This is a genomic window from Streptomyces viridochromogenes, from assembly GCF_001270495.1.
In the GTDB taxonomy this organism is placed as follows: Bacteria; Actinomycetota; Actinomycetes; order Streptomycetales; family Streptomycetaceae; genus Streptomyces; species Streptomyces viridochromogenes_A.
Map to the genome: position 1 here is coordinate 66,483 of NZ_LGUR01000118.1, position 22,251 is coordinate 88,733.

Consider the following 22,251-nt stretch of genomic DNA (forward strand, 5'->3'; position numbering starts at 1 on the left):
AGCGAGGGCCGCGGGCACTTTGCCGGGGGCCCGTCCGTTGGAGACGACAGAAACGCTGTCGTACACATGCACCAGGAGGCACCCAGCGATGTCGGTCCCCCAGCTCAACGACGAGCAGCGCGGCGACGAGATCCTCGCCGTCTTCGACACCGCCTTCGGCGAGCTCCTGGCCGCCGACCCGGCCGCGTTCCGCGTGAAGTTCCGGAAGATGGCGGCCTCGGCCTTCGCGTTCTACCGCGGCACGGCGTGCCTCTTCTACCACGACCTCACCGCGAACACCGGTTTCGGCTCCAAGCGGGGCGGCCCGTACCTCGACGAGCGCACCTCGCGCGTGTGGATCCACGGCGACCTGCACGCGGAGAACTTCGGCACGTACATGGACGCCAACGGCCGGCTGATCTTCAACGTCAACGACTTCGACGAGGCATACGTCGGCCCCTTCACCTGGGACCTCCAGCGCTTCTCCACCTCCATCGCCCTCATCGGCTACGCCAAGGCACTCGGCGACGAGCAGATCGCCGAGCTGGTGCGGATCTACGCGGGCGCCTACCGGCAGCGCGTGCACGCCCTGGCGACCGGCGCCAAGAGCGACGAGGTGCCTCCCTTCACCCTGGACACCGCCCAGGGCCCGCTGCTGGACGCGCTGCGCGACGCCCGCGCGCTCACCCGCTTCGGGCTGCTGGAGTCGATGACCGAGATCCGTGACTTCGAGCGCCGCTTCGCCGGGGGCGGCGGCTCCATCGAGCTGGACGCGGCCACTCGCTACAAGGTGCTCGCGGCCTTCGACGGCTATCTGGAGACGCTGCCCGACGCCTCGCTGGCCCGCCCGGACTCGTACCGGGTGAAGGACGTGGTCGGCCGCCGCGGCATCGGCATCGGGTCGGCCGGGCTGCCGTCGTACAACATCCTGCTGGAGGGCCACACCGACGCCCTCGAGAACGACGTCGTGATCTACATCAAGCAGGCCCAGACCCCGGCCGTCTCCCGGCACATCACGGACCAGGCGCTGCGCGACTACTTCCAGCACGAGGGGCACCGCACGGTGATCTCCCAGCGCGCCCTCCAGGCCAACGCCGACCCCTGGCTGGGCTGGACCGAGCTCGACGGCGCGGGCCAGCTGGTCGCCGAGGTCTCGCCGTACGCGGTGGACCTGGACTGGGGCGACATCGACGACCCGGAGGAGATCGCGGCGGTCGTCGCCGACCTCGGCCGGGCCACGGCCACGATGCACGCGGCGGCGGACGACACCTCCGGCGAGTCCCTGGTGCCGTTCTCCACCGAGCGCGCCATCGACGCGGCGATCGCGGCCGACGAGGAGGGCTTCGCGGAGCTCCTGGTCGACTTCGCTCACGGCTACGGGGCACGCGCGCGGGCCGACCACCAGATCTTCGTGGACCTGTTCCGCAACGGCCGGATTCCGGGTCTGTGACGGAACGGTCGCTCACCGGCGCTCCTCAGCCACTCACCGGCACCCTTTAGGGGTCTTTTACAGGACCACGTGACACACTCTCCTCCGCTATGGACATATCCGGGACCCCGCTACGAGCCGTACGCGCGGCGCTGTTCACGTCACTCGTCGTGACGCTCAGCACCGCGTCGCACGTGCTGCTGTCGCGGGCCCCCCTGCCGTTGAACACGGTGGCCCTGCTGGCGGCCGCCGTGTTCGTCCTGGCGTACACCCTGGCCGGCCGCGAGCGGAGCTTCGGACGGATCGCCGCCCTGCTGATCCCGCTGGAACTGGCCGCCGACACGATCCTCACCACCGGGCAGCACGTCTGTTACGGCAAGGCGGGCGGGCCGGTCGCCGGCCCGTTGGCCTCGGTCGGCTGGGACGTGCTGTGCGGCGACGGCACCCGGGTCGGCACCCCGCTGGCCCAGGTCACCGGCACCGACCCCGCCAGGCTCGGTGGTCTCCTCGCCCACGCCGACCCGGCCACCGCCTGGCTGCTGCTCGGCGCGCACGTCGGCGTCGGCCTCGTCGCCGCCGCCTGGCTGCGGCGCGGCGAGCGGGCGCTGGACCAGCTGCTGCGGGCCGTGGCCGCGACGACGTTCCGCCCGCTGCTGCTGGCGGTCGCCGCGGTGACCGTACGCCGGACCGCGCCGGCCCGTCGCCTGCCGCGCCCCGCCCGCCGCACGGCCACCGCCCGCAGCCTCCTCCTCGCGCACTCCCTGGGACGGCGTGGACCGCCGTGCTCGCCCGCCTTCGCGTGAACAGGCACTGATCACGCGCGCGCAGCATGTCGAGCACCACCAGTCCCTGATACGTATCCCGCACACACAGGTGTGCGTGTCCCCATGGAGATCACCAACATGAGCAAGCGGAACAGCCAGGCGTCGAAGTCGGCGGCCCGGGAGCGGCTGCGCATCGAGCGTGAGCGCGAGGCCAAGCGGGCCAAGGCCAGGCGGCAGATCATCGTCGCCTGCTCGGTCGTCGGCGTTCTGGCGGCCGCCGGCGGCATCGGCTACGCGGTCGTCCAGGCCAACAAGCCCAGCCACTGGGAGTCGATGACGGACGCCAAGGTCGTCGCGCCGGCCAACACCTCCGGCACGAACGGCACGACCGTCGTCATCGGCAAGGACAGCGCCAAGAAGACCCTCAAGATGTACGAGGACCCGCGCTGCCCCGTCTGCGCCTCGTTCGAGCAGGCCGCCGGCGCGACCGTCGACAAGGATGTCGAGGCCGGCAAGTACAAGCTCCAGTTCGTCGGCGGCACGTTCCTCGACGGCGACCAGATGAAGGACAACGAGATCGGAGCCCGCGGCGAGGGCTCCAAGAACGCGATGAGCGCCATGGGTGCCGCGCTGAACGTGAGCCCGGAGGCGTTCCTCGACTACAAGACCGCGCTGTACTCGGCGAAGTACCACCCGGAGGAGTCCGACGACAAGTTCAAGGACGACGACTACCTGATCGAGGTCGCCAACTCCGTCCCCGCCCTGAAGAACAACACCAAGTTCCAGAACGCGGTGAAGAAGGGCACCTACGACGCCTGGGCGCTGGCCATGTCGAAGGCTTTCGACACCAACAAGGACAACGTGACGGGCACCCCGAGCTTCGTCATGGACGGCAAGCAGCTCAAGACCTCCAACCCCAACGCCGGGTGGACCGCGGAAGAGTTCACCAAGGCGGTGGACGCGGCCCTCAAGGGCTGACGCCGGCCGAAGGCGGCCTTCGCGCAAAGAGCGGGCGAACTTTCACCGGTTCGCCCGCTCTCGTTCATACCGATCAGTAACCTGATCGCTCGTGACCAATCGACACAGATCATCCGAGCGACTCAACTCCCTTGCCCCTCGCCGCCGTACGGTCGTCAAGGCCGCGGCGGCGACGGCTGTGCTGGCCGGTCCGCTCGCCGCGGCGCTGCCCGCCCGCGCCGCCGACGCGGCCCCCGCCTTCCTGCACGGCGTCGCCTCCGGCGATCCGCTGCCCCACGGAATCCTGCTGTGGACGCGGGTCACGCCGATACCCGAGGCGACGCCCGGCTCAGGGCTCGGTCCGGACACCGAGGTCAGCTGGATCGTCGCCCGGGACAAGGCGTTGACGAACATCGTCGCCAAGGGCTCGGTCACCGCGACCGCCGCCTCCGACCACACCGTCAAGGCGGACATACGCGGCCTGGAGCCGGCCACCGACTACTGGTTCCGCTTCTCGGCCGGTGGCACGGACTCCCCGGCGGCGCGTACCCGCACCGCGCCGGCGGCGACCGCGTCCGTCGCGGGCCTGCGCTTCGGCGTCGTCTCCTGCGCCAACTGGGAGGGCGGCTACTTCTCCTCGTACCGCCATCTCGCGGCCCGCGGCGACCTGGACGCCTGGCTCCACCTGGGCGACTACATCTACGAGTACGGCACCGGCGAGTACGGCACGCGCGGCACCGTCGTACGGCAGACCGCGCCCACCCACGAGATCCTCACGCTCGCCGACTACCGCGTCCGGCACGGCGTGTACAAGACGGACCGGGACCTCCAGGCCCTGCACGCCACGGCCCCCGTCATCGCCATCTGGGACGACCACGAGATCGCCAACGACGCCTGGTCGGGGGGCGCCGAGAACCACACCGAGGGCGCCGAGGGCACCTGGGCCGCCCGCCGGGCCGCCGCCAAGCAGGCCTACTTCGAGTGGATGCCGGTGCGCCCGGCGATCGCCGGCACCACCTACCGCCGGCTGCGCTTCGGCAAGCTCGCCGACCTCTCCCTCCTCGACCTGCGCTCCTTCCGCTCGCAGCAGGTCTCGGTCGGCAACGGCGAGGTCGACGACCCGGACCGTACGCTCACCGGGCGGGCCCAACTGGACTGGCTGAAGGCGGGGCTGAAGTCCTCCGACACCACCTGGCGGCTCGTCGGCAACTCGGTGATGATCTCGCCGTTCGCGATCGGCTCCCTCACCGCGGACCTGCTCAAGCCCCTCGCCAAGCTGATGGGCCTGCCGCAGGAGGGCCTCGCCCTCAACCCCGACCAGTGGGACGGCTACACGGACGACCGCCGCGAACTCCTCGCCCACCTGCGCTCGAACGCGATCCGCAACACGGTGTTCCTGACCGGCGACATCCACATGGCGTGGGCCAACGACGTCCCGGTGGACGCCGGTACCTACCCGCTGTCCGCCTCCGCCGCCACGGAGTTCGTCGTCACGTCCGTCACCTCCGACAACCTCGACGACATCGTGAAGGTCCCCGAGGGCACGGTCTCCGCGATCGCCTCACCGATCATCAGGGCCGCCAACCGGCACGTCCACTGGGTCGACACCGACCGCCACGGCTACGGCATCCTGGACATCACGGCCGACCGCGCGCAGATGGACTACTACGTCCTGGCCGACAAGGCGAAGCAGGACTCCGGTGCGTCCTGGGCGCGTTCGTACCGCACGCGCAGCGGCACGCAGAAGGTCGAGCGGACGTACGACCCGGTCTGAGGGGCCGTACGGCCCCTTCGCAACGTCTAGAGAGTCTCGAGGAAGCCGAGCGCCACCCGCCAGGTGGCCTCGGCGGCCTCCTCGTCGTAGTCCGGCAGGTCCGGGTCGGTGTAGAGGTGGCCGGCCCCGGCGTATCTGTACACCTCGACGTCCGCCCCCGCTCTGCCCATCTGGAGATACCAGGCGCTCAGCCAGTCGTCCGTCTCGAACGGGTCCGGCTCGGCGACATGCAGCTGCACCGGCAGATCGTCGACGGAGGCGTTCGCCGCGATGTCCGACGTGCCATGCAGGAGCAGCAGCCCGCGCGCCTTCTCGTCGCCGAGCGCGAGGGTCTGGGCGACGGAGGCGCCCAGCGAGAACCCGGCGTACACCAGCCCTCTCTCCGAGTAGGGCGCGGCGGCGAGCACGGCCCGCTTGAGCAGCTCGTCCTTGCCGATGGCGTCGTTGAACTCCATGCCCTCCTCGACCGTCTCGAACGTACGCCCCTCGAAGAGGTCCGGCGTCCACACCTCGTGTCCGGCGGCGCGCAGCCGGTCCGCGGCCTGGCGCACCGCGGGCCTGAGGCCATAGGTCGAGTGAAAGAGGATGATGTTCATGAGGCCATGGTGCCAGCCGGGTACGACAACGCCGTGACCACCGCCTCACCGGCGCACATGTTCATGACCGCCCTCGGGTGGTTACCTTCGACGGCATGGAGAACATACTCCGCCCGCTGATCGTGATCGGCGGCTCGGTCCTGCTCACCCTGATCATCGGGTGGGCCACCGACCGTCTGATGCGCAAGGCCGACGAGCGGCACAACGAGACGCCGCTGTGGGGTCTGCTGCGCCGTGCCCGCGTCCCCTACCAGGTCGTCCTGTGCGCGGCCCTGCTCAGAGGGTCGTACGACGAGGCGAAGCTGCTGGAGGAGAACAAGGTCGCCGTCGGGCGGCTGCTGACGCTGGTGCTGATCGGGGCGGCGGCCTGGCTGGCGATCCGTATCGCGGCGGCGGTCGTGGAGACCACGTACAGCCGCTACGCCCGCGTCCACCGCGATCCGGCCCGGGTCCGGCGGGTGCGCACCCAGGTGACGCTGATCACGCGCGTGGTGTCGGCGATCGTCGGCGTGGTGGCCGTGGCGGCGATGCTGCTGACGTTCCCCGCGTTCCGCGCCGCCGGTGCCTCACTGCTGGCCTCGGCCGGCATCCTCGGCATCGTCGCCGGTGTCGCCGCCCAGTCCACGCTGAGCAACATGTTCGCCGGGTTCCAGATCGCCTTCGGGGACATGGTGCGCCTCGGGGACACGGTGGTCGTGGACGGCGAGTGGGGCACGGTCGAGGAGATCACCCTGACGTTCCTGACGGTGCGGACCTGGGACGAGCGACGGATCACGATGCCGGTGTCGTACTTCACCTCGAAGGCCTTCGAGAACTGGTCGCGTGGCGGCGCGCAGATGACCGGCACCGTCTTCCTCCACGTCGACCATTCGGCGCCGATGGAGAAGATGCGCGAGCGGCTGCGCGACATCCTGCGCGCGTGCCCGGCGTGGGACGGCCGCGACTACGGCCTGGTCGTCACGGACTCGACGCCGAGCACCATGGAGGTGCGGGCCCTGGTGACGGCGAAGGACGCGGACGACCTGTGGACGGTGCGGGTCGCGGTGCGCGAGCAGCTGATCCGCTGGCTGGCCGACGAGCACCCGTACGCGCTGCCGCGCGTCAACGCGACGGACGCGGCCCTGCCGCCCGGCTTCCCGGTGCCCGGCGCGGTCCCCGGCCGTATCCCGGCCCGCCGCACCCACCAGCACGACCACCAGCCACCACAACGCCCGGACCGCCTCTGACCGCGGCGCGGGGCTGTGGCCGATGTGCGGCTACCGCCGCGCGGGCGCGACCAGCTACAACGGCGCCGCAGACAACCGACGACCTGTCCCGGCCCTCTCGCGGAGCGCTCAGTGGCCGCGCTCGGCGCCGCCGTTGACCTGGATGATCTGTGAGGTGATGTGCCCGGCGGCGTGGGACGCCAGCCAGTGCAGGGTCGCGGCCACGTCCCCGGGCGTGGCCGCCCGCCCGGTCGAGGTCTCCGCCACGAGCCGCTCACGCCGCCCGGCGTCCATCGTGTCGCCGAAGAACTCGGTGTCCTCGACATACCCGGGCGCGACCACGTTCACGGTGATCCCGCGCGGCCCCAACTGCCGGGCCAGGTCGTGGGCGTACGGATGCAGCGCGGCCTTCGACGCCGCGTACGCCACGCTGCCGGATCCCCGGAAGGCGGCGATGGAACTCAGGAACAGCACCCGCCCGCCGGGGTCGGCGAGCCGGTCCTTCAGGGCCTCGGTGAGCAGGGCCGCGGTCAGGGTGTTGAGGCCGAAGTTGAGCGTCCAGCTGTGCAGCACGACGTCGAGGGGCTCGTCGCTGTCCACCTTGGGCTCCAGATGGCCGGCGCCTCCGGCGCTGTGGACCAGTACGTCCACGGTGCCGAGTTCCGACGCCACGAACCGCTCCACGCCCCGTACGGCGCGCGTCCTGCTGAGGTCCGCCGCGTAGGTGAGGGCGCCGGGCACCCCGGCCCGCTCCAGCACCTCGGCGCGCCGCCCGAGCAGCAGCACCTGATCCCCGTCCGCCGCGAACAGCCGCGCCGTCGCGAGCCCGATTCCCGTACCGCCACCACTGATCACCACGTTGCGAGCCATGGTCAGAGCGTACGAAGTCAGGGCCGCCGGTGGCGGGATCACCGCAGGCTGCGCACGTCCAAATGCCGCAGCACCCGGTCGACCACCTCCGGGTCGGCCCCCGGCTCACTGCGCGCGGCCAGCACCTCGTGCCGCGCCGCGCTGAGCAGTTCGTTCTGGATCCGCCGCACCCGCTTCAGCCGGCGCACCCGCTGCTGATGCGCCTCCCTGCGCTCCTCCTCGCCCATGTCGGGGCTGATCCGCACCCCGATCTCGAACGCCCTTCGCAGCATCTGCTCGGACAGCTCCTCGGGCAGATCCTCTACGGCCTCGATCTCCTTCAGCCGCCGCTTCGCCGCCCGCGCCGCGCGCACCGCCAGCTGCTTCTCGAACTCCTTCTCCCGCTCGCTGTCGGCCCGCACCCCGAGCCGCTTCACCAGCCACGGCAAGGTCAGTCCTTGCAGCACCAGCGTCGCCATGATCACGCCGAACGCGATGAAGATGATCTCGTCCCGGTCGGGGAACGCGGCGCCCGAGTCGGTCTCCAGCGGAACGGCCAGCGCCAGCGCCACCGAGGCGACGCCACGCATCCCCGACCACCACATCACGACGGTCTCGCGCCAGCTCGTCGGGATCTCCTCGTCCAGGTCCCGCTTCGCGTGCAGCCGCTTGGTCAGCCAGGTCGCCGGCAGCAGATACAGCAGCCGCACCAGTACGACGACGCAGACGATCGCGGCCGCCCAGCCGAGCATCTCCTCCCAGCGCCCGGACGCCGTCCGCACCGCATTGTGCAGTTCGAGCCCGATCAAGCCGAAGGCGACACCGGTGACCAGCGTGTCGACGATGTCCCAGAAGGTGTGCCCGGCCAGCCGTGTCATCACGTCGTCCGCGTCGGTGGCGTACTCGGCCAGGAACAGGGCGGTGACGAGCACGGCGAGCACGCCGGAGCCGTGGAGTTCCTCGGCCATCACGTACGAGGCGTACGGCACGAGCAGCGAGAGCCCGATCTGCAGGGTCGGGTCCCCCAGCAGATCCATCAGCTTGTTGGCGCCCCATCCGAGGGCGAGCCCGACGGCCAGCGCCACCACGGCGGAGAGCACCAGATCGAGCCCGGCCTGCCACGGGGAGAACGTGCCGCTGACGGCGGCCGCGATCGCCACGTGGTACAGCACGATGGCCGTCACGTCGTTGAAGAGCCCCTCGCCCTCCAGGATGGACACCAGCCGTCGCGGCAGCCCGAGTTGGCCCGCGACGGCGGTGGCCGCGACCGGATCGGGCGGTGCGACGAGCGCGCCCAGCGCCACGGCGGCGGCGATCGGCAGCCCCGGCACGATCGCGTGGGCGACCGCGGCCACACACAGCGTCGTGACGAACACCAGCGCCACGGCCAGCAGGAGGATGGGCCGCACATTCGCCGCGAACTGCCGCCACGAGGTCCGTCGTACGGCGGCATAGAGCAGCGGCGGCAAGAGCAGGGGCAGGATCAGATCCGGCGGAATCTCGACGTTGGGCACGAAGTCGAGGAGCGCGAGCACGATCCCGAGCAGCGTCATCAGCACCGGCGCGGGCACCCCGAGCCGGTCCCCCACCGGGACACTCACCACGGCCCCGAGCAACAGCACGAACAACAGGGCCAACTGATCCACGGTCAGCGCTCCGGGAGGGTCGACGTCCACACAACAGGCTTCCAGCCTGCCACGTCGGTCTTTTCACCAGCCTCTATGGGCGCCCTCGGCTACAGAGCGCGCCGCATCGCCCGGTGCGGTATCCCCGCGTCCGGGAACTCCGGCCCGTACGCCACGTATCCCAGCCGCTCGTAGAACCCCAGCGCATGCGTCTGCGCGTGCAGATCCACGGCCGCGAGCCCACGCGCGCGGGCCGCCCGTTCGATGGCCCGCACCAGGGCCGCCCCGACGCCGAGGCCACGCGCCGCCTGCGTCACGGCGAGCCGACCGAGCGAGCCCACCGAGAGATCACCGTCGACCTTGGCCGCGGCCGCCTCGCCGTACAGCAGCCGCCCGGTCCCGAGCGGCACCCCGTCCTCCCGGACGGCCAGCACATGCGTGGCGACGGTGTCGTACGCGTCGTACTCCAGGTCCTCGGGAACGCCCTGCTCCCCGACGAAGACCTCCTTGCGGACCGCGAAGCACATCTCGCGGTCGGCGGGGTCCTCGGCGACCCGCACCGCGTACGACGTGAACGGCGACGACGACGGCGACGGCGTCGGCAGACTCACGCGTACGTCTCCTCACGGACCTGCTCCAGGGCCTTCTGCAGGTCGGCCGGGTAGTCGCTCTCGAACTCGGCCCACTGCCCGTCCCCCGGGTGCTCGAAGCCGAGCCGCACGGCGTGCAGCCACTGGCGGGTCAGGTGCAGCCGCTTCGCGAGCGTCGGGTCCGCGCCGTATGTCAGGTCGCCGACGCAGGGGTGCCGGTGCGCGGCCATGTGGACGCGGATCTGGTGGGTGCGGCCGGTCTCCAGCTTCACGTCGAGCAGGGAGGCCGCGCGGAACGCCTCGATCAGGTCGTAGTGCGTGATCGACGGCTTGCCCTCGGCCGTGACCGCCCACTTGTAGTCGTGGTTGGGGTGGCGGCCGATGGGCGCGTCGATGGTGCCGCTGGTCGGGTCGGGGTGGCCCTGGACCAGCGTGTGGTAACGCTTGTCGACCGTGCGCTCCTTGAACTGGCGCTTGAGCGACGTGTACGCGTACTCGGACTTGGCGACGACCATCAGCCCGGACGTGCCCACGTCGAGCCGGTGCACGATGCCCTGGCGCTCGGCGGCGCCGGACGTCGAGATGCGATACCCGGCGGCGGCGAGCCCGCCGATGACCGTCGGTCCGCTCCAGCCCGGCGACGGATGCGCGGCGACCCCGACCGGCTTCACGATCACGACCACGTCATCGTCGTCGTGCACGATCTCCATGCCCTCGACCGGCTCGGCGACGACCTGCACCGGCGCGGGCGCCTGCGGCATCTCCACCTCCAGCCAGGCGCCGCCGTGCACGCGCTCCGACTTGCCGACCACCGACCCGTCGACCGTGACCTTCCCCGCGGCGGCGAGCTCGGCCGCCTTGGTCCGGGAGAAGCCGAACATGCGAGAGATGGCGGCGTCGACGCGCTCGCCCTCCAGGCCGTCGGGCACGGGCAGGGTACGGATCTCGGGAATCGTGCTCACCCGACGAGTATGCAGGACGGGTCGGACACCCCCGTACCGAGCCTGTGGACAACCCCTGCCGGACCCTCGCGTGCCCTGCTGCGGGCCTCAGTCCTTGTGGACGGTCCCGTCCGGGTCCAGCCCCCTGAACGACAGCAGCACGATCAGGATGCCGCCGCACACGATCGCCGAGTCGGCCAGGTTGAACACGGCGAAGTGCTTGGGCGCGATGAAGTCCACCACCGCGCCCTCGAAGACGCCGGGCGAACGGAAGATCCGGTCGGTGAGGTTGCCCAGCGCACCGCCGAGCAGCAGGCCGAGCGCGATCGCCCAGGGCAGGCTGTAGAGCTTGCGGGCGAGCCGGGCGATCACCACGATCACGGCCGCCGCGATCACCGTGAAGATCACGGTGAAGGCCTCGCCGAAGCCGAAGGCCGCGCCCGCGTTGCGGATCGCCTCGAACTTCAGCCAGTCACCGATGATCTCGATCGGCGGGTGGTGCTCCAGCTTGGCGACCACGATCATCTTGCTGACCAGGTCGAGGGCGTACGCGAACGCGGCGACGCCGAACAGCACGGCGATCCGGCGCCGGCCCCGGGGCCGCTCGGACGCGGTGTCCTTCGCCCGCTCGTCGGCCTGCTCCGGCTCGGCTCCCGCCGCCTCTGGGGTATCCGGCGTACCGATGATGCGCTCCGCCTCTGCCACGTGAGTCCCTCAACCTAGGTACCTGACTGAGGACGAGAGTACGACACGTCCAGCAGCACCCGCCTACCGGTCAGTACCGGCGCTCTTGCTTCTGCTTGCACTCCACGCACAGGGTCGCGCGCGGGAAGGCCTGCATCCGCGCCTTGCCGATCGGGTTGCCGCAGTTCTCGCACAGGCCGTACGTGCCCGCGTCGAGCCGCTCCAGGGCGCGCTCGGTCTGGGTGAGCATCTCGCGCGCGTTGGCGGCGAGCGCCAGCTCGTGCTCGCGCGTGATGTTCTTCGCTCCGGTGTCCGCCTGGTCGTCGCCGGCGCCGTCCCCGGAGTCCCGCATCAGGCCGACGAGGGACTGCTCGGACGAGGTGATCTCCTCGCGCAGCCGCGCCTCCTCGGCCTGCAGTTCGGCGCGCGCCTCCTCGACCTCCTCCGGGGTCCAGGGGTCCTCACCGGGGCGCACCGCGAGCTCGCCGGGCTCCACCGCGGCGATGCGTGCCTTGGGAACGGCGGTCTTGGCCGCCGTGGCCGTGCCAGGAGTCTTCTTCGCAACCACTGTCGTGGCTCCCGTCTGCTCCGCGGCCTGCGCCGCGCCCGCCTTCTTGGCCCTGCTCTTGGCGCCCACACTCTTCCCGGCCGCCCGCTCCGCAACCGCACCTTTCCCAGCCACCTCGCCCACGGCCAACGTGACCGCACGCTCCTCGGCCGCACCCTTTTTGACAGCGCTCGCCTCGGCCGCACGCTCCTCGACGACGCTCCCCTTGGCCGTGCCTTTCACGGCGACGCCCTTCTTGGCTGCGCTCGTCTTGGCAGCACTCTCCTTGGCCGCACGCTTCTCGACAGCGCTCGTCTCGGCTGTGCTCGTCTCGGAGGCGCTCTTCTTAGCTGCCTTCTTCCGAGAAGCCGTCTGACCGGCGGCGCCCTTCCCGACGGCCGCCTCCACGGCCGCCTTCTTGGCAGCGCTTCCCTTAGCAGCGCTTCCCTTAGCAGCGCCTTCCTTGGCAGCGCCCTTCTCCGTGGCACCTTCCTCAGCTACGCCCTTACCGCCCGCCGCCGCGTCAGCCGTGCCCCTCTTGGCCACCGCCGTCCCAGCCGGCGCCTCCCCTGCGGCCGCGGCCTTGGCCGCCTTGCCTCTGCCAGCGCTCTTCTTGGCCCCTGCCTTCTTCCCGGCAGCCTTCTCGCCGGCACCTTTCCTCGCCGGGGTCTTCTCCTCGGCGGCCCTCCTCGCCGGGTTCTTCTCGCCGGCACCCTTACTCGCCGTGACCTTCATGTCGGCACTCTTGGCGGCGCCCTTCGATACGGCCGCCTTCGATACGCCTGCCTTGGACGCAGCCGAGTCACCGCCCTCCCTGGGAGCCCCGGACTCACCGCCCGCCTTGGACGCCGCCGACTCACCGCCCACCTTCCTAGCGGCGTACTCCGGCGCAGCCTCTTCCCCCGCTTTCGAGCCCCGGCCCCGCCCCGTCGCAGCCGAGGCCGCCTCCGACACCGCCCCGCCCGCGACAGTCCCCCGCACGCTCTTGACCGGCTTGCCGTCCCGCGCCCCCGCGGCACCCGCCCGCGCGCTCTTCTTCCCACTCACATCCTTGGCCGCACCGCCGGAGGCACCCGCATGGGTGGATCTGCTCGACGCCGACTGCTGTACGGCGGTCTTCTTCGCCACCATGCCGCGGCCCCTTCACATATTGTGATCTTGCTCGCGAATCGTGCTGGGACGATAAATCGACTTGAGTCCCGCAGCAACGGGGCACACCGCCCGATTCGCCCGCCTCGCGCATGCAGCGCGCCAGACCTGCAACCGTTGTGCCCAGCTCCCCGCCGGGTATGCAGTCGAGCCGCACGTCCCAGAATCCGAACACGCGTACCGCTCCATTCGGGTCACCCCGCCCGGTACGACACGGCCGCCCCGGGGCGCCGGAAAACCGGTCGGCCACTGTCCCCGCGGCGCCGTACACTGGGCGGAGCGAAAAGCGTGGATGGGGACGAGTAGCGACGTACGCAGCCCAGAGCGACCCGGGGACGGTGGAAGCCCGGGGGCGAGCGCGACGTGAAGATCACCCCGGAGCCGCCGGAAGAAAGCCGCAGCCAAGTCGCAGCGGCGAGTAGAACCGGCTCGCGACCCCAATGAGGGGGCTCGCCGACGCACACCCCGCGTCGGAGGGCCAAGGAGGGTGGTACCGCGGGAGCGCGCCGAAACCGGCGTACGGAAAGAATCGGCTCTCGTCCCTCCGGACGGAAGGCAGCAAGTCCGCCGGAGGAAGCTCGCTGATGACAACGCCGACGTACCGCCAGGTACCCGCCCAGGTCGACCTGCCCGCGCTCGAGCACGCGGTGCTCGACTTCTGGCGCGACCAGAAGATCTTCGCCAAGAGCCTGGAGCAGTCCGAGGGCCGCCCCGAGTGGGTGTTCTACGAGGGCCCGCCCACCGCCAACGGCATGCCCGGCGCCCACCACATCGAGGCCCGCGTCTTCAAGGACGTCTTCCCCCGCTTCCGCACCATGCGCGGCTACCACGTGGCCCGCAAGGCCGGCTGGGACTGCCACGGCCTCCCGGTCGAGCTGACCGTCGAGAAGGAACTCGGCTTCAGCGGCAAGAAGGACATCGAGGCGTTCGGCATCGCCGAGTTCAACGCCAGGTGCCGCGAGTCCGTGCTGCGCCACACCGACGCCTTCGAAGCTCTCACGAACCGCATGGGCTACTGGGTCGACCTGAACGACGCCTACGTCACGATGGAGCCCGAGTACATCGAGTCCGTCTGGTGGTCGCTCAAGGAGATCTTCAGCAAGGGCCTGCTGGTCCAGGACCACCGCGTCGCCCCCTGGTGCCCGCGCTGCGGCACCGGCCTGTCCGACCACGAGCTGGCGCAGGGCTACGAGACGGTCGTCGACCCCTCGGTGTACGTCCGCTTCCCGCTCACCTCCGGTCCGCTCGCCGGCGAGGCCGCGCTCCTGGTGTGGACGACCACACCCTGGACCCTCGTCTCCAACACGGCCGTGGCCGCGCACCCCGACGTCGCCTACGTCGTCGCGACGAACGGCGAGGAGAAGCTCGTCGTCGCCGAGCCGCTCGTCGCCAAGGCCCTCGGCGAGGGCTGGGAGACCACCGGCCAGACCTTCACCGGCGCCGAGATGGAGCGCTGGACGTATCAACGTCCGTTCGAGCTGGTCGAGTTCCCGGCACCGGCCCACTACGTGGTCAACGCCGAGTACGTCACGACCGAGGACGGTACGGGTCTGGTCCACCAGTCCCCCGCCTTCGGTGAGGACGACCTCAAGGTCTGCCGCGCGTACGGCCTCCCCGTCGTCAACCCCGTCCGCGCGGACGGCACCTTCGAGGAGGACGTCCCGCTGGTCGGCGGCGTCTTCTTCAAGAAGGCGGACGAAAAGCTCACCGAGGACCTCCAGCAGCGCGGGCGGCTCTTCAAGCACATCCCGTACGAGCACAGCTACCCCCACTGCTGGCGCTGCCACACCGCGCTCCTCTACTACGCGCAGCCGTCCTGGTACATCCGCACCACGGCCGTGAAGGACCGCCTCCTCCAGGAGAACGAGAACACCAACTGGTTCCCCGACACGGTCAAGCATGGCCGCTTCGGCGACTGGCTGAACAACAACATCGACTGGGCTCTGTCCCGCAACCGCTACTGGGGCACCCCGCTGCCGATCTGGCGGTGCGAGGACGACCACCTCACGGTCGTCGGCTCCCGCGCGGAGCTCACCGAGCTGACCGGCACCGACCAGTCGGGCCTCGACCCGCACCGCCCGTACATCGACGACGTCACCTTCGCCTGCCGCCACGACGGCTGCGGCAAGACGGCCACGCGCGTGCCCGAGGTCATCGACGCCTGGTACGACTCGGGCTCGATGCCGTTCGCGCAGTGGGGCTACCCGCACAAGAACAAGGAGCTGTTCGAGAGCCGCTACCCGGCGCAGTTCATCAGCGAGGCCATCGACCAGACCCGCGGCTGGTTCTACACGCTGATGGCGGTCGGCACGCTGGTCTTCGACAAGTCGTCGTACGAGAACGTCGTGTGCCTCGGCCACATCCTCGCCGAGGACGGCCGCAAGATGTCCAAGCACCTGGGCAACACCCTGGACCCGATCCCGCTGATGGATCAGCACGGCGCGGACGCGGTGCGCTGGTTCATGGCGGCCGGCGGCTCCCCGTGGGCGGCACGCCGCGTGGGCCACGGCACGATCCAGGAGGTGGTGCGCAAGACCCTCCTCACGTACTGGAACACGGTCGCCTTCCAGGCCCTGTACGCCCGTACGTCGAACTGGGCGCCGTCCGCGGCCGACCCGGCCCCGGCCGACCGCCCGGTCCTGGACCGCTGGCTGCTGTCCGAGCTGCACGCGCTGACCGACCAGGTGACCCAGTCCCTGGAGGCGTACGACACCCAGCGCGCCGGCAAGCTGCTCTCGGCGTTCGTCGACGACCTGTCCAACTGGTACGTCCGCCGCTCGCGGCGCCGCTTCTGGCAGGGCGACAAGGCGGCGCTGCGCACCCTGCACGAGGTCGTCGAGACGGTCACGAAGCTGATGGCCCCGCTGACCCCGTTCATCACCGAGCGGGTCTGGCAGGACCTGATCGTGCCGGTGACCCCGGACGCGCCGGAGTCGGTGCATCTGGCGTCCTGGCCGGAGGCGGACCTGTCGGCGATCGACCCGGAGCTGTCCAAGCAGATGGTCCTGGTCCGCCGGCTGGTCGAGCTGGGCCGTGCCACGCGCGCGGAGTCGGGCGTGAAGACCCGCCAGCCGCTGAAGCGCGCACTGGTGGCGGCGACGGGCTTCGAGGCGCTCAACCCCGAACTGCACGCGCAGATCACGGAGGAACTGAACGTCGAGTCCCTGGCGTCCCTGTCCGAGGTCGGTGGCAGCCTGGTGGACACCACCGCCAAGGCCAACTTCCGCGCCCTGGGCAAGCGTTTCGGCAAGCGCGTCCAGGACGTGGCGAAGGCCGTCGCGAACGCGGACGCGGCGGAACTGTCGCTGGCCTTGCGCCAGGGCACGGCGTCGGTGGTGGTCGACGGCGAGACGGTCAGCCTCGCTCCGGACGAGGTGATCATCACAGAGACCCCGCGCGAGGGCTGGTCGGTGGCGTCCGACTCGGGCGCGACGGTCGCCCTGGACCTGGAGATCACGGAGGAGCTGCGCCGCGCGGGCCTGGCCCGAGACGCGATCCGCCTGATCCAGGAGGCCCGTAAGAACAGCGGGCTCGACGTGGCCGACCGGATCGCCCTGCGCTGGACGGCGACGGACGCGGCGACGATCGCGGCGCTGGGCGAGCACGCCGAGCTCATCGCCGACGAGGTCCTCGCGACGGACTTCACCCAGGGCGAGGCGGACGACAGCTACGGCTCCCCGTTCGAGGACGAGGGCCTGACCCTGACGTTCCGCCTGCGCAAGGTGTAGCGAGACCCGGCCGGACATCCGAAGGCCCGGGACCACCAAAGAATCTTGGTGGTCCCGGGCCTTCGGCGTTGTGTACGTCGGACACCGCACCCATCCCCCGAACAAACACCGCAAACGCCTTGAACACGCGTAGCAAAAGGGCGGGGCCCCGGATCGAAATCCGGGGCCCCGCCCTGAACGCTGCCGACGCCTACGGCGTACTACCAACCGTCAGTTGTCGTCCTCGTCGATGAGGAACCCGCGCATCGGAGACGGAGCCTGGCCCATCGGGGACGGACCCTGCGGCCGGACCGGTGCCATGGGCTGGGTCATCGCCGGGGACATCTGCTGCTGACCGCCGTAGGACGGAGCAGCCGGAGACGGGGCGCCGCCCATCGTCTGGTTGCCGCCGTACGACGGGGCACTCGCGCCGGCCGGTGCCATGGAGGGCGCCGGGGACGGCGGGAGGGACGCCGTGGCCGGGGTCCGCGGCGGGGCGAGCGAGTCGTCCGCCTGGGTCTCCAGCTGGCGCAGCTGCGACTCGAGGTAGGACTTCAGCCGCGTGCGGTACTCGCGCTCGAAGCCGCGCAGGTCCTCGACCTTGCGCTCCAGCGTGGCGCGGGCGGACTCCAGGGAGCCCATCGCGACGCGGTGCTTCTCCTGCGCGTCCCGCTCCAGGGCGTCAGCCTTGGCACGGGCGTCACGCTCAAGACCCTCGGCACGCGAACGCGCCTCGCCGACGATCTTGTTGGCCTCGGAACGAGCCTCGGCGATCGCCTGGTCGGCGGTCTGCTGGGCCAGCGAGAGGACACGGGCGGCGCTGTCGCCACCGGGGCCTCCCTGACCCGGGCCGCCCATGGGGCCGGGGCCACCCATCGGACCGCCCATCGGGCCACCCATCTGCTGCTGCATCGGGGGCTGGCCCATCGGCCCCGGACCCTGGCCCATCGGACCGGGACCCTGCGGGCCACCCTGCCCGCCGGGACCGGCGGGCAGCTGCGGAGCACCGCTGGGCAGCTGGGGCGGGCCTCCCATGGGGCCACCCATCTGCTGCTGCGGCGGGCCCGATATGCCGGCGGGTACCGGAGCGCCGGGACCGCGCATGCCCTGCTGGGGCATACCGCCCTGCTGGGGCATGCCGCCCTGCTGCTGGTCCTGCGGACCGCCGGGACCCTCCGGGGGCTTGCGCATGTTCTGCTGGTTCTGCGCAGCGGCACGTGTGGCCGCGGCCAGCTTGGCGCGCAGGTCCTCGTTCTCGCGGAGTAGTCGCGTCAGTTCGGCTTCGACCTCATCGAGGAAGGCATCGACCTCGTCCTCGTCATAGCCTTCTCGGAGGCGGACGGTCGTGAACTGCTTGTTCCGCACGTCCTCGGGGGTCAACGGCATCTCTTCACCTCAACGTTGTCGTCGGCAGTCGGCAAGACCGTATCTGTCACATCGCTCACATCGCGCTCCGCACGAGCGTGATCAGGATGTAGACGATGATCATCAGTACGAAGAAGGACAGGTCGAGCGCCACGCCCCCGAGACGCAGCGGCGGGATGACCCGCCGCAGAAGCTTGAGCGGTGGATCAGTGACAGTGTAGGTGGCCTCCAGAACGACCACCATCGCCTTGCCGGGTTGCCACGAGCGGGCGAACTGGAAGACGTAGTCCATGACCAACCGGAAGATAAGCACGATGAGGAAGACCATCAGCGCGATGTAGAGAACCTGCAAGACCACGCTCATGACTGGTGCTTCCCTCTCCCCTGTTCCCTGTTCCGTGCGGTTGTTTCCGGTGGTGCGTCTCAGCTCTGGTTGAAGAACCCGCCCTCTGCGATACGGGCCTTGTCCTCCGCCGTGACATCGACGTTAGCAGGCGACAACAGGAACACCTTCTGCGTCACCCGCTCGATGCTGCCGTGAAGACCAAACACCAAACCAGCCGCAAAGTCGACAAGTCGCTTCGCGTCTGTGTCATCCATCTCAGTCAGATTCATGATCACCGGGGTGCCTTCACGGAAGTGTTCCCCGATGGTACGGGCCTCGTTGTAGGTCCGCGGGTGAAGTGTGGTGATCCGGTACGGCTCTCGTTCCGACACGACCTTGGGCATGATCACCGGTGCGTTCTTCTCCAGGCTTGCGCGTTCTTGTGTGATGGACGCCACGGGCGCGATACGCGCCGGGCGGCCGGATTCCGCGGGTAGCGAAGTCGATCGGGCCACGGGTTCACGCGGCGCGGGCGGTTGGACGATTCGCACCTCTTCGTCCCTTTGGGACTGATGTGCACTGTGCGACTGGTGGGACGGCTCGTGCCGTCGGTGGTCCCGCTCGGGCTCCGGGTCCAGTTCGGGCTCGAAGTCGTCGTCGGGGTCGAACCCCCGGCCGTCGTACCCATCGTCCTCCACGAGGCCGAGGTAGACCGCCATCTTGCGCATCGCGCCGGCCATGCTCTGAGTCCTCCGCTCTGTGGTGGATCGACTGCCAAGTGCCCGCGATCCACGCGGTCGTTACGCCCGCCTTTCGGCGACATTGACCATATTTTCTGCTGTGGTCCGACTTCCTGGCGACGTTACCCGAGCCTGGGGCGGACTCCGAGTACCGCAGTGCCGACGCGCACATGTGTCGCACCGGCCGCCACGGCCTCTTCGAGGTCTGCACTCATCCCTGCTGAGACCATGTTCGCAGCCGGATGAGCTCGGCGCAGGTCGGTCGACAAATCCATCAACCGCTCGAACGCCGCCTGTTGGCGCCCCTCATACTCCCCGCTGAGCGGGGCGACGGTCATGAGCCCGTCGAGCCGGAGCCCCGGCGCCTTCGCCACGAGGTCGGCCAACTCTTCGATCCCGCCCGGCGCCACACCACCCCTCTCACCCCGCGCGCTCTCCCCCGCGTCCAGCGCCACCTGGAGGAGGCAGCCGACCTCGCGCTCCTGCCGTACGGCCTCCTTCGACAGGGCCGTCACCAGCTTGGAACGATCGACGGACTGCACGAGATCCGCGTAACCGACCACAGATCGCACCTTGTTGGTCTGCAGCTGGCCGACAAAATGCCACGCAAGGGGCAGATCCGAGCATTCGGCGGCCTTCGGTGCCGCGTCCTGATCGCGGTTCTCGGCGACGTGGCGCACGCCGAGTTCCGACAGCATCCGCACATCGCTCGCGGGGTACGTCTTGGTGACCACGATCAAGGTCACCTCCTCGCGTGCACGCCCGGCGGCCGCGCACGCCGCGGCGATGCGCTCCTCCACCTTCGCCAGGTTCGCGGCGAGTTCGTCCTTACGGTCCGTCATGTCCATTCAGTCCAGCCATACATAGCCCGCGAGCCGACCCGTGGTGCGGTCTCGGCGGTACGAGAAGTGGTCGCCCGACTCCAGCGTGCAGACCGGCGACTGCGCCCGGTCGCGCACCCCGAGGCGCCCGAGCTGGGCGTGCACGCCGGCGGCCACGTCCACGGCGGGAGTCCCCCAACTCGTCTCGGTGTGCGCCGTCGGCTCCACGGCGGCCACCTCGGCGCGCATCGCCTCCGGCACCTCGTAGCACCGGCCGCAGACGGCGGGGCCGGTGCGGGCGACGATCCGCGACGGCTCGGCACCCAGGTCCGTCATCGCGCGTAGCACGGCCGGGACGACCCCGGCGATCATGCCCGGCCGCCCCGCGTGGGCGGCCCCGACGATCCCGGCGACCGGGTCGGCCAGCAGGACCGGCACGCAGTCGGCGGTGAGGACGGCGAGGGCGAGACCCCGCTGTGCCGTGACGATCGCGTCGACGTCGGGCACCGGACGGTCCCGCCATGGCCCGTCGACCTCAACGACGTCCGCCCCGTGCACCTGGTTCATCCAGACGACCTCGCCCGGTGCGAGTCCGAGCGACTTGGCGGCGAGCTCGCGGTTGGTCAGTACGGCTTCGGGGTCGTCGCCGACCGCTCCGCCGAGGTTGAGCTCCTCATACGGAGCGGCGCTCACCCCGCCCCACCGGTCGGTGAAGGCGAAGTGCGCGCCGCTCACGGTGTCGCGCTGTCCTATCACGTCAGAAGGATCACTTAAGGAAGTCCGGGACGTCCAGCTCCTCCGCCGCACTGTCGGCGTAGGTCCGGGACGGCGGGACCGGCGGGGCGACCGGGATGTCGTTCACCGGCTCCGGCGACGTGGGCTCGGGCTCTTCCTTCGGCGTGACGCTGCCGAGCGAGCCGAAGGACGGGCGGCTCTCGGTCTGCCGTACCGGAGTGGGCTCCTCGCGGCGGGCCGGGGACGAGGAGGAGGACGACGAGGTCGAGCCGAGGACGTTGTCCCGGCGGGCCGGCGGCTGACCTCCGTCGAAGCCGGCCGCGATCACGGTGACCCGGACCTCGTCGCCGAGGGCGTCGTCGATGACCGCACCGAAGATGATGTTGGCCTCGGGGTGGGCGGCCTCGCTGACCAGCTGGGCGGCCTCGTTGATCTCGAACAGGCCGAGGTCGGAGCCGCCGGAGATGGAGAGCAGCACGCCCCGGGCGCCGTCGATGGACGCCTCCAGGAGCGGCGAGGAGATCGCCATCTCGGCCGCGGCCACCGCGCGGTCGTCGCCGCGGGCCGAGCCGATGCCCATGAGGGCCGAACCGGCCTCGGACATGACCGACTTGACGTCGGCGAAGTCGAGGTTGATCAGACCCGGGGTGGTGATGAGGTCGGTGATGCCCTGGACACCGGAGAGCAGGACCTGGTCGGCCGACTTGAAGGCGTCGAGTACCGAGACCTGGCGGTCCGAGATGGACAGCAGCCGGTCGTTCGGAATGACGATGAGGGTGTCGACCTCTTCGCGGAGTTCGGCGATGCCGTCCTCGGCCTGGTTGGCGCGGCGCCGTCCCTCGAAGGTGAACGGGCGCGTGACCACACCGATGGTGAGGGCACCCAGGGAGCGGGCGATATTGGCCACGACGGGCGCGCCGCCGGTCCCGGTGCCGCCGCCTTCACCGGCTGTCACGAAGACCATGTCGGCCCCCTTGAGGACCTCTTCGATCTCCTCGCGGTGGTCCTCGGCGGCCTTGCGGCCGACGGCCGGGTTGGCTCCGGCGCCGAGTCCGCGGGTGAGTTCACGGCCGACGTCGAGCTTGACGTCGGCGTCGCTCATCAACAGAGCTTGCGCGTCGGTGTTGATGGCGATGAACTCGACGCCCTTGAGACCGACCTCGATCATCCGGTTGATGGCATTGACACCACCGCCGCCGACACCGATGACTTTGATGACTGCGAGGTAGTTCTGCGGTGCTGCCACGTCGAAGGCCTCTCGCCTCGAGTTACGGGTCGTCGGATCACGAGAGGCTGTGCTTCGTGAACCGCGACTGATGCCGAATGGGACGGTCCGTAGCGCCGACCCGAACCCTAACCCTGAAGTTTAGGGTTACCAGTGTGTCTGTTCCTTGAAGTCTTCTGAACAGGACACTAAGTCGACAAGTGGCGCACGTTCAACGAACACGCCGAACCTCCCGTTTTTCTTT

General features: G+C 70.2%; 19 protein-coding genes. 6 read left to right on the forward strand and 13 right to left on the reverse strand.

The annotated features are described in order from the left end of the window. Positions 1 to 88 precede the first annotated feature (88 nt). The 4 genes from ADK36_RS14520 (at position 89) to ADK36_RS14535 (ending at position 4,903) form a co-directional block, all read left to right on the forward strand. Positions 89 to 1,429, forward strand: a complete 1,341-nt coding sequence (locus ADK36_RS14520) for a DUF2252 domain-containing protein (protein ID WP_053197813.1) — start codon at positions 89 to 91, stop codon at positions 1,427 to 1,429. Between the two features lie 89 nt (positions 1,430 to 1,518). Beyond that, positions 1,519 to 2,211 (forward strand): hypothetical protein, encoded by a 693-nt coding sequence (locus ADK36_RS14525; protein ID WP_053197815.1) that lies wholly within the window; start codon positions 1,519 to 1,521, stop codon positions 2,209 to 2,211. A gap of 99 nt (positions 2,212 to 2,310) precedes the next feature. Further along, on the forward strand, positions 2,311 to 3,150 hold the full coding sequence (locus ADK36_RS14530; RefSeq protein ID WP_048583491.1) for a thioredoxin domain-containing protein: 840 nt from the start codon (positions 2,311 to 2,313) through the stop codon (positions 3,148 to 3,150). 91 nt (positions 3,151 to 3,241) lie between these two features. Next, a complete protein-coding gene (locus ADK36_RS14535; protein ID WP_053197817.1) occupies positions 3,242 to 4,903 on the forward strand; it encodes an alkaline phosphatase D family protein in 1,662 nt (553 codons plus the stop codon). Between the two features lie 26 nt (positions 4,904 to 4,929). Here ADK36_RS14535 and ADK36_RS14540 read toward each other — a convergent pair whose 3' ends face one another. Then, entirely contained in the window at positions 4,930 to 5,499 is a 570-nt protein-coding gene (locus ADK36_RS14540; RefSeq protein ID WP_048583431.1) for a dienelactone hydrolase family protein, read from the reverse strand. 95 nt (positions 5,500 to 5,594) lie between these two features. Here ADK36_RS14540 and ADK36_RS14545 point away from each other — a divergent pair, with 95 nt between their 5' ends. Then, a complete protein-coding gene (locus tag ADK36_RS14545; RefSeq protein WP_048583492.1) occupies positions 5,595 to 6,725 on the forward strand; it encodes a mechanosensitive ion channel family protein in 1,131 nt (376 codons plus the stop codon). A gap of 108 nt (positions 6,726 to 6,833) precedes the next feature. Here the strand turns inward: ADK36_RS14545 and ADK36_RS14550 are convergent, their stop codons facing one another. The 6 genes from ADK36_RS14550 to ADK36_RS51215 all read right to left on the reverse strand — a co-directional run bounded on the left by ADK36_RS14550 (position 6,834) and on the right by ADK36_RS51215 (position 13,071). Beyond that, positions 6,834 to 7,574 (reverse strand): SDR family NAD(P)-dependent oxidoreductase, encoded by a 741-nt coding sequence (locus ADK36_RS14550; RefSeq protein WP_048583493.1) that lies wholly within the window; start codon positions 7,572 to 7,574, stop codon positions 6,834 to 6,836. A 38-nt stretch (positions 7,575 to 7,612) separates the two neighbouring features. After that, positions 7,613 to 9,199: a Na+/H+ antiporter gene (locus ADK36_RS14555; RefSeq protein WP_053197839.1), complete on the reverse strand. Its 1,587-nt coding sequence runs from the start codon at positions 9,197 to 9,199 to the stop codon at positions 7,613 to 7,615. A gap of 89 nt (positions 9,200 to 9,288) precedes the next feature. Continuing rightward, the gene (locus tag ADK36_RS14560; protein ID WP_048583495.1) at positions 9,289 to 9,705 is read right to left on the reverse strand and encodes a GNAT family N-acetyltransferase; all 417 of its coding nucleotides are present in this window, start codon (positions 9,703 to 9,705) and stop codon (positions 9,289 to 9,291) included. A gap of 80 nt (positions 9,706 to 9,785) precedes the next feature. Next, positions 9,786 to 10,730 carry an RluA family pseudouridine synthase gene (locus tag ADK36_RS14565; protein WP_048583432.1) on the reverse strand — a complete coding sequence of 315 codons (945 nt, stop codon included), beginning with the start codon at positions 10,728 to 10,730 and terminating at the stop codon, positions 9,786 to 9,788. Positions 10,731 to 10,817: 87 nt separating this feature from the next. Then, positions 10,818 to 11,414: a signal peptidase II gene (lspA, locus tag ADK36_RS14570; RefSeq protein ID WP_048583433.1), complete on the reverse strand. Its 597-nt coding sequence runs from the start codon at positions 11,412 to 11,414 to the stop codon at positions 10,818 to 10,820. 70 nt (positions 11,415 to 11,484) lie between these two features. Beyond that, positions 11,485 to 13,071 carry a TraR/DksA C4-type zinc finger protein gene (locus ADK36_RS51215; RefSeq protein ID WP_159391149.1) on the reverse strand — a complete coding sequence of 529 codons (1,587 nt, stop codon included), beginning with the start codon at positions 13,069 to 13,071 and terminating at the stop codon, positions 11,485 to 11,487. 602 nt (positions 13,072 to 13,673) lie between these two features. Between ADK36_RS51215 and ileS the strand changes: the two genes are divergently transcribed. Beyond that, the gene (gene ileS, locus ADK36_RS14585; RefSeq protein WP_053197822.1) at positions 13,674 to 16,817 is read left to right on the forward strand and encodes an isoleucine--tRNA ligase; all 3,144 of its coding nucleotides are present in this window, start codon (positions 13,674 to 13,676) and stop codon (positions 16,815 to 16,817) included. Positions 16,818 to 17,027: 210 nt separating this feature from the next. Here ileS and ADK36_RS14590 read toward each other — a convergent pair whose 3' ends face one another. The 6 genes from ADK36_RS14590 to ftsZ all read right to left on the reverse strand — a co-directional run bounded on the left by ADK36_RS14590 (position 17,028) and on the right by ftsZ (position 22,028). Further along, entirely contained in the window at positions 17,028 to 18,182 is a 1,155-nt protein-coding gene (locus tag ADK36_RS14590; RefSeq protein ID WP_048583435.1) for a DivIVA domain-containing protein, read from the reverse strand. A 55-nt stretch (positions 18,183 to 18,237) separates the two neighbouring features. Continuing rightward, positions 18,238 to 18,525 carry a YggT family protein gene (locus ADK36_RS14595; protein ID WP_004001943.1) on the reverse strand — a complete coding sequence of 96 codons (288 nt, stop codon included), beginning with the start codon at positions 18,523 to 18,525 and terminating at the stop codon, positions 18,238 to 18,240. A gap of 59 nt (positions 18,526 to 18,584) precedes the next feature. After that, complete coding sequence (locus ADK36_RS14600; protein ID WP_030049252.1) at positions 18,585 to 19,226, reverse strand: cell division protein SepF; 642 nt, start codon at positions 19,224 to 19,226, stop codon at positions 18,585 to 18,587. Between the two features lie 122 nt (positions 19,227 to 19,348). Then, entirely contained in the window at positions 19,349 to 20,068 is a 720-nt protein-coding gene (locus ADK36_RS14605; protein ID WP_048583497.1) for a YggS family pyridoxal phosphate-dependent enzyme, read from the reverse strand. A gap of 6 nt (positions 20,069 to 20,074) precedes the next feature. Then, the gene (pgeF, locus tag ADK36_RS14610) at positions 20,075 to 20,803 is read right to left on the reverse strand and encodes a peptidoglycan editing factor PgeF (RefSeq protein ID WP_053215126.1); all 729 of its coding nucleotides are present in this window, start codon (positions 20,801 to 20,803) and stop codon (positions 20,075 to 20,077) included. 10 nt (positions 20,804 to 20,813) lie between these two features. Beyond that, positions 20,814 to 22,028 carry a cell division protein FtsZ gene (gene ftsZ / locus ADK36_RS14615; protein ID WP_048583437.1) on the reverse strand — a complete coding sequence of 405 codons (1,215 nt, stop codon included), beginning with the start codon at positions 22,026 to 22,028 and terminating at the stop codon, positions 20,814 to 20,816. Positions 22,029 to 22,251: the final 223 nt, after the last annotated feature.

Bases quoted from the DNA above. Each gene is read 5' to 3' on its own strand.
- ADK36_RS14545 (WP_048583492.1), top strand. From the start codon at position 5,595: ATGGAGAACATACTCCGCCCGCTGATCGTGATCGGCGGCTCGGTCCTG.
- ADK36_RS51215 (WP_159391149.1), bottom strand. From the start codon at position 13,071: ATGGTGGCGAAGAAGACCGCCGTACAGCAGTCGGCGTCGAGCAGATCC.
- ADK36_RS14595 (WP_004001943.1), bottom strand. From the start codon at position 18,525: ATGAGCGTGGTCTTGCAGGTTCTCTACATCGCGCTGATGGTCTTCCTC.
- ADK36_RS14550 (WP_048583493.1), bottom strand. From the start codon at position 7,574: ATGGCTCGCAACGTGGTGATCAGTGGTGGCGGTACGGGAATCGGGCTC.
- ADK36_RS14525 (WP_053197815.1), top strand. From the start codon at position 1,519: ATGGACATATCCGGGACCCCGCTACGAGCCGTACGCGCGGCGCTGTTC.
- ADK36_RS14590 (WP_048583435.1), bottom strand. From the start codon at position 18,182: ATGCCGTTGACCCCCGAGGACGTGCGGAACAAGCAGTTCACGACCGTC.
- ileS (WP_053197822.1), top strand. From the start codon at position 13,674: ATGACAACGCCGACGTACCGCCAGGTACCCGCCCAGGTCGACCTGCCC.
- ADK36_RS14560 (WP_048583495.1), bottom strand. From the start codon at position 9,705: ATGTGCTTCGCGGTCCGCAAGGAGGTCTTCGTCGGGGAGCAGGGCGTT.
- ADK36_RS14605 (WP_048583497.1), bottom strand. From the start codon at position 20,068: ATGACGGACCGTAAGGACGAACTCGCCGCGAACCTGGCGAAGGTGGAG.
- ADK36_RS14600 (WP_030049252.1), bottom strand. From the start codon at position 19,226: ATGGCCGGCGCGATGCGCAAGATGGCGGTCTACCTCGGCCTCGTGGAG.
- ADK36_RS14520 (WP_053197813.1), top strand. From the start codon at position 89: ATGTCGGTCCCCCAGCTCAACGACGAGCAGCGCGGCGACGAGATCCTC.
- ADK36_RS14540 (WP_048583431.1), bottom strand. From the start codon at position 5,499: ATGAACATCATCCTCTTTCACTCGACCTATGGCCTCAGGCCCGCGGTG.
- ADK36_RS14530 (WP_048583491.1), top strand. From the start codon at position 2,311: ATGAGCAAGCGGAACAGCCAGGCGTCGAAGTCGGCGGCCCGGGAGCGG.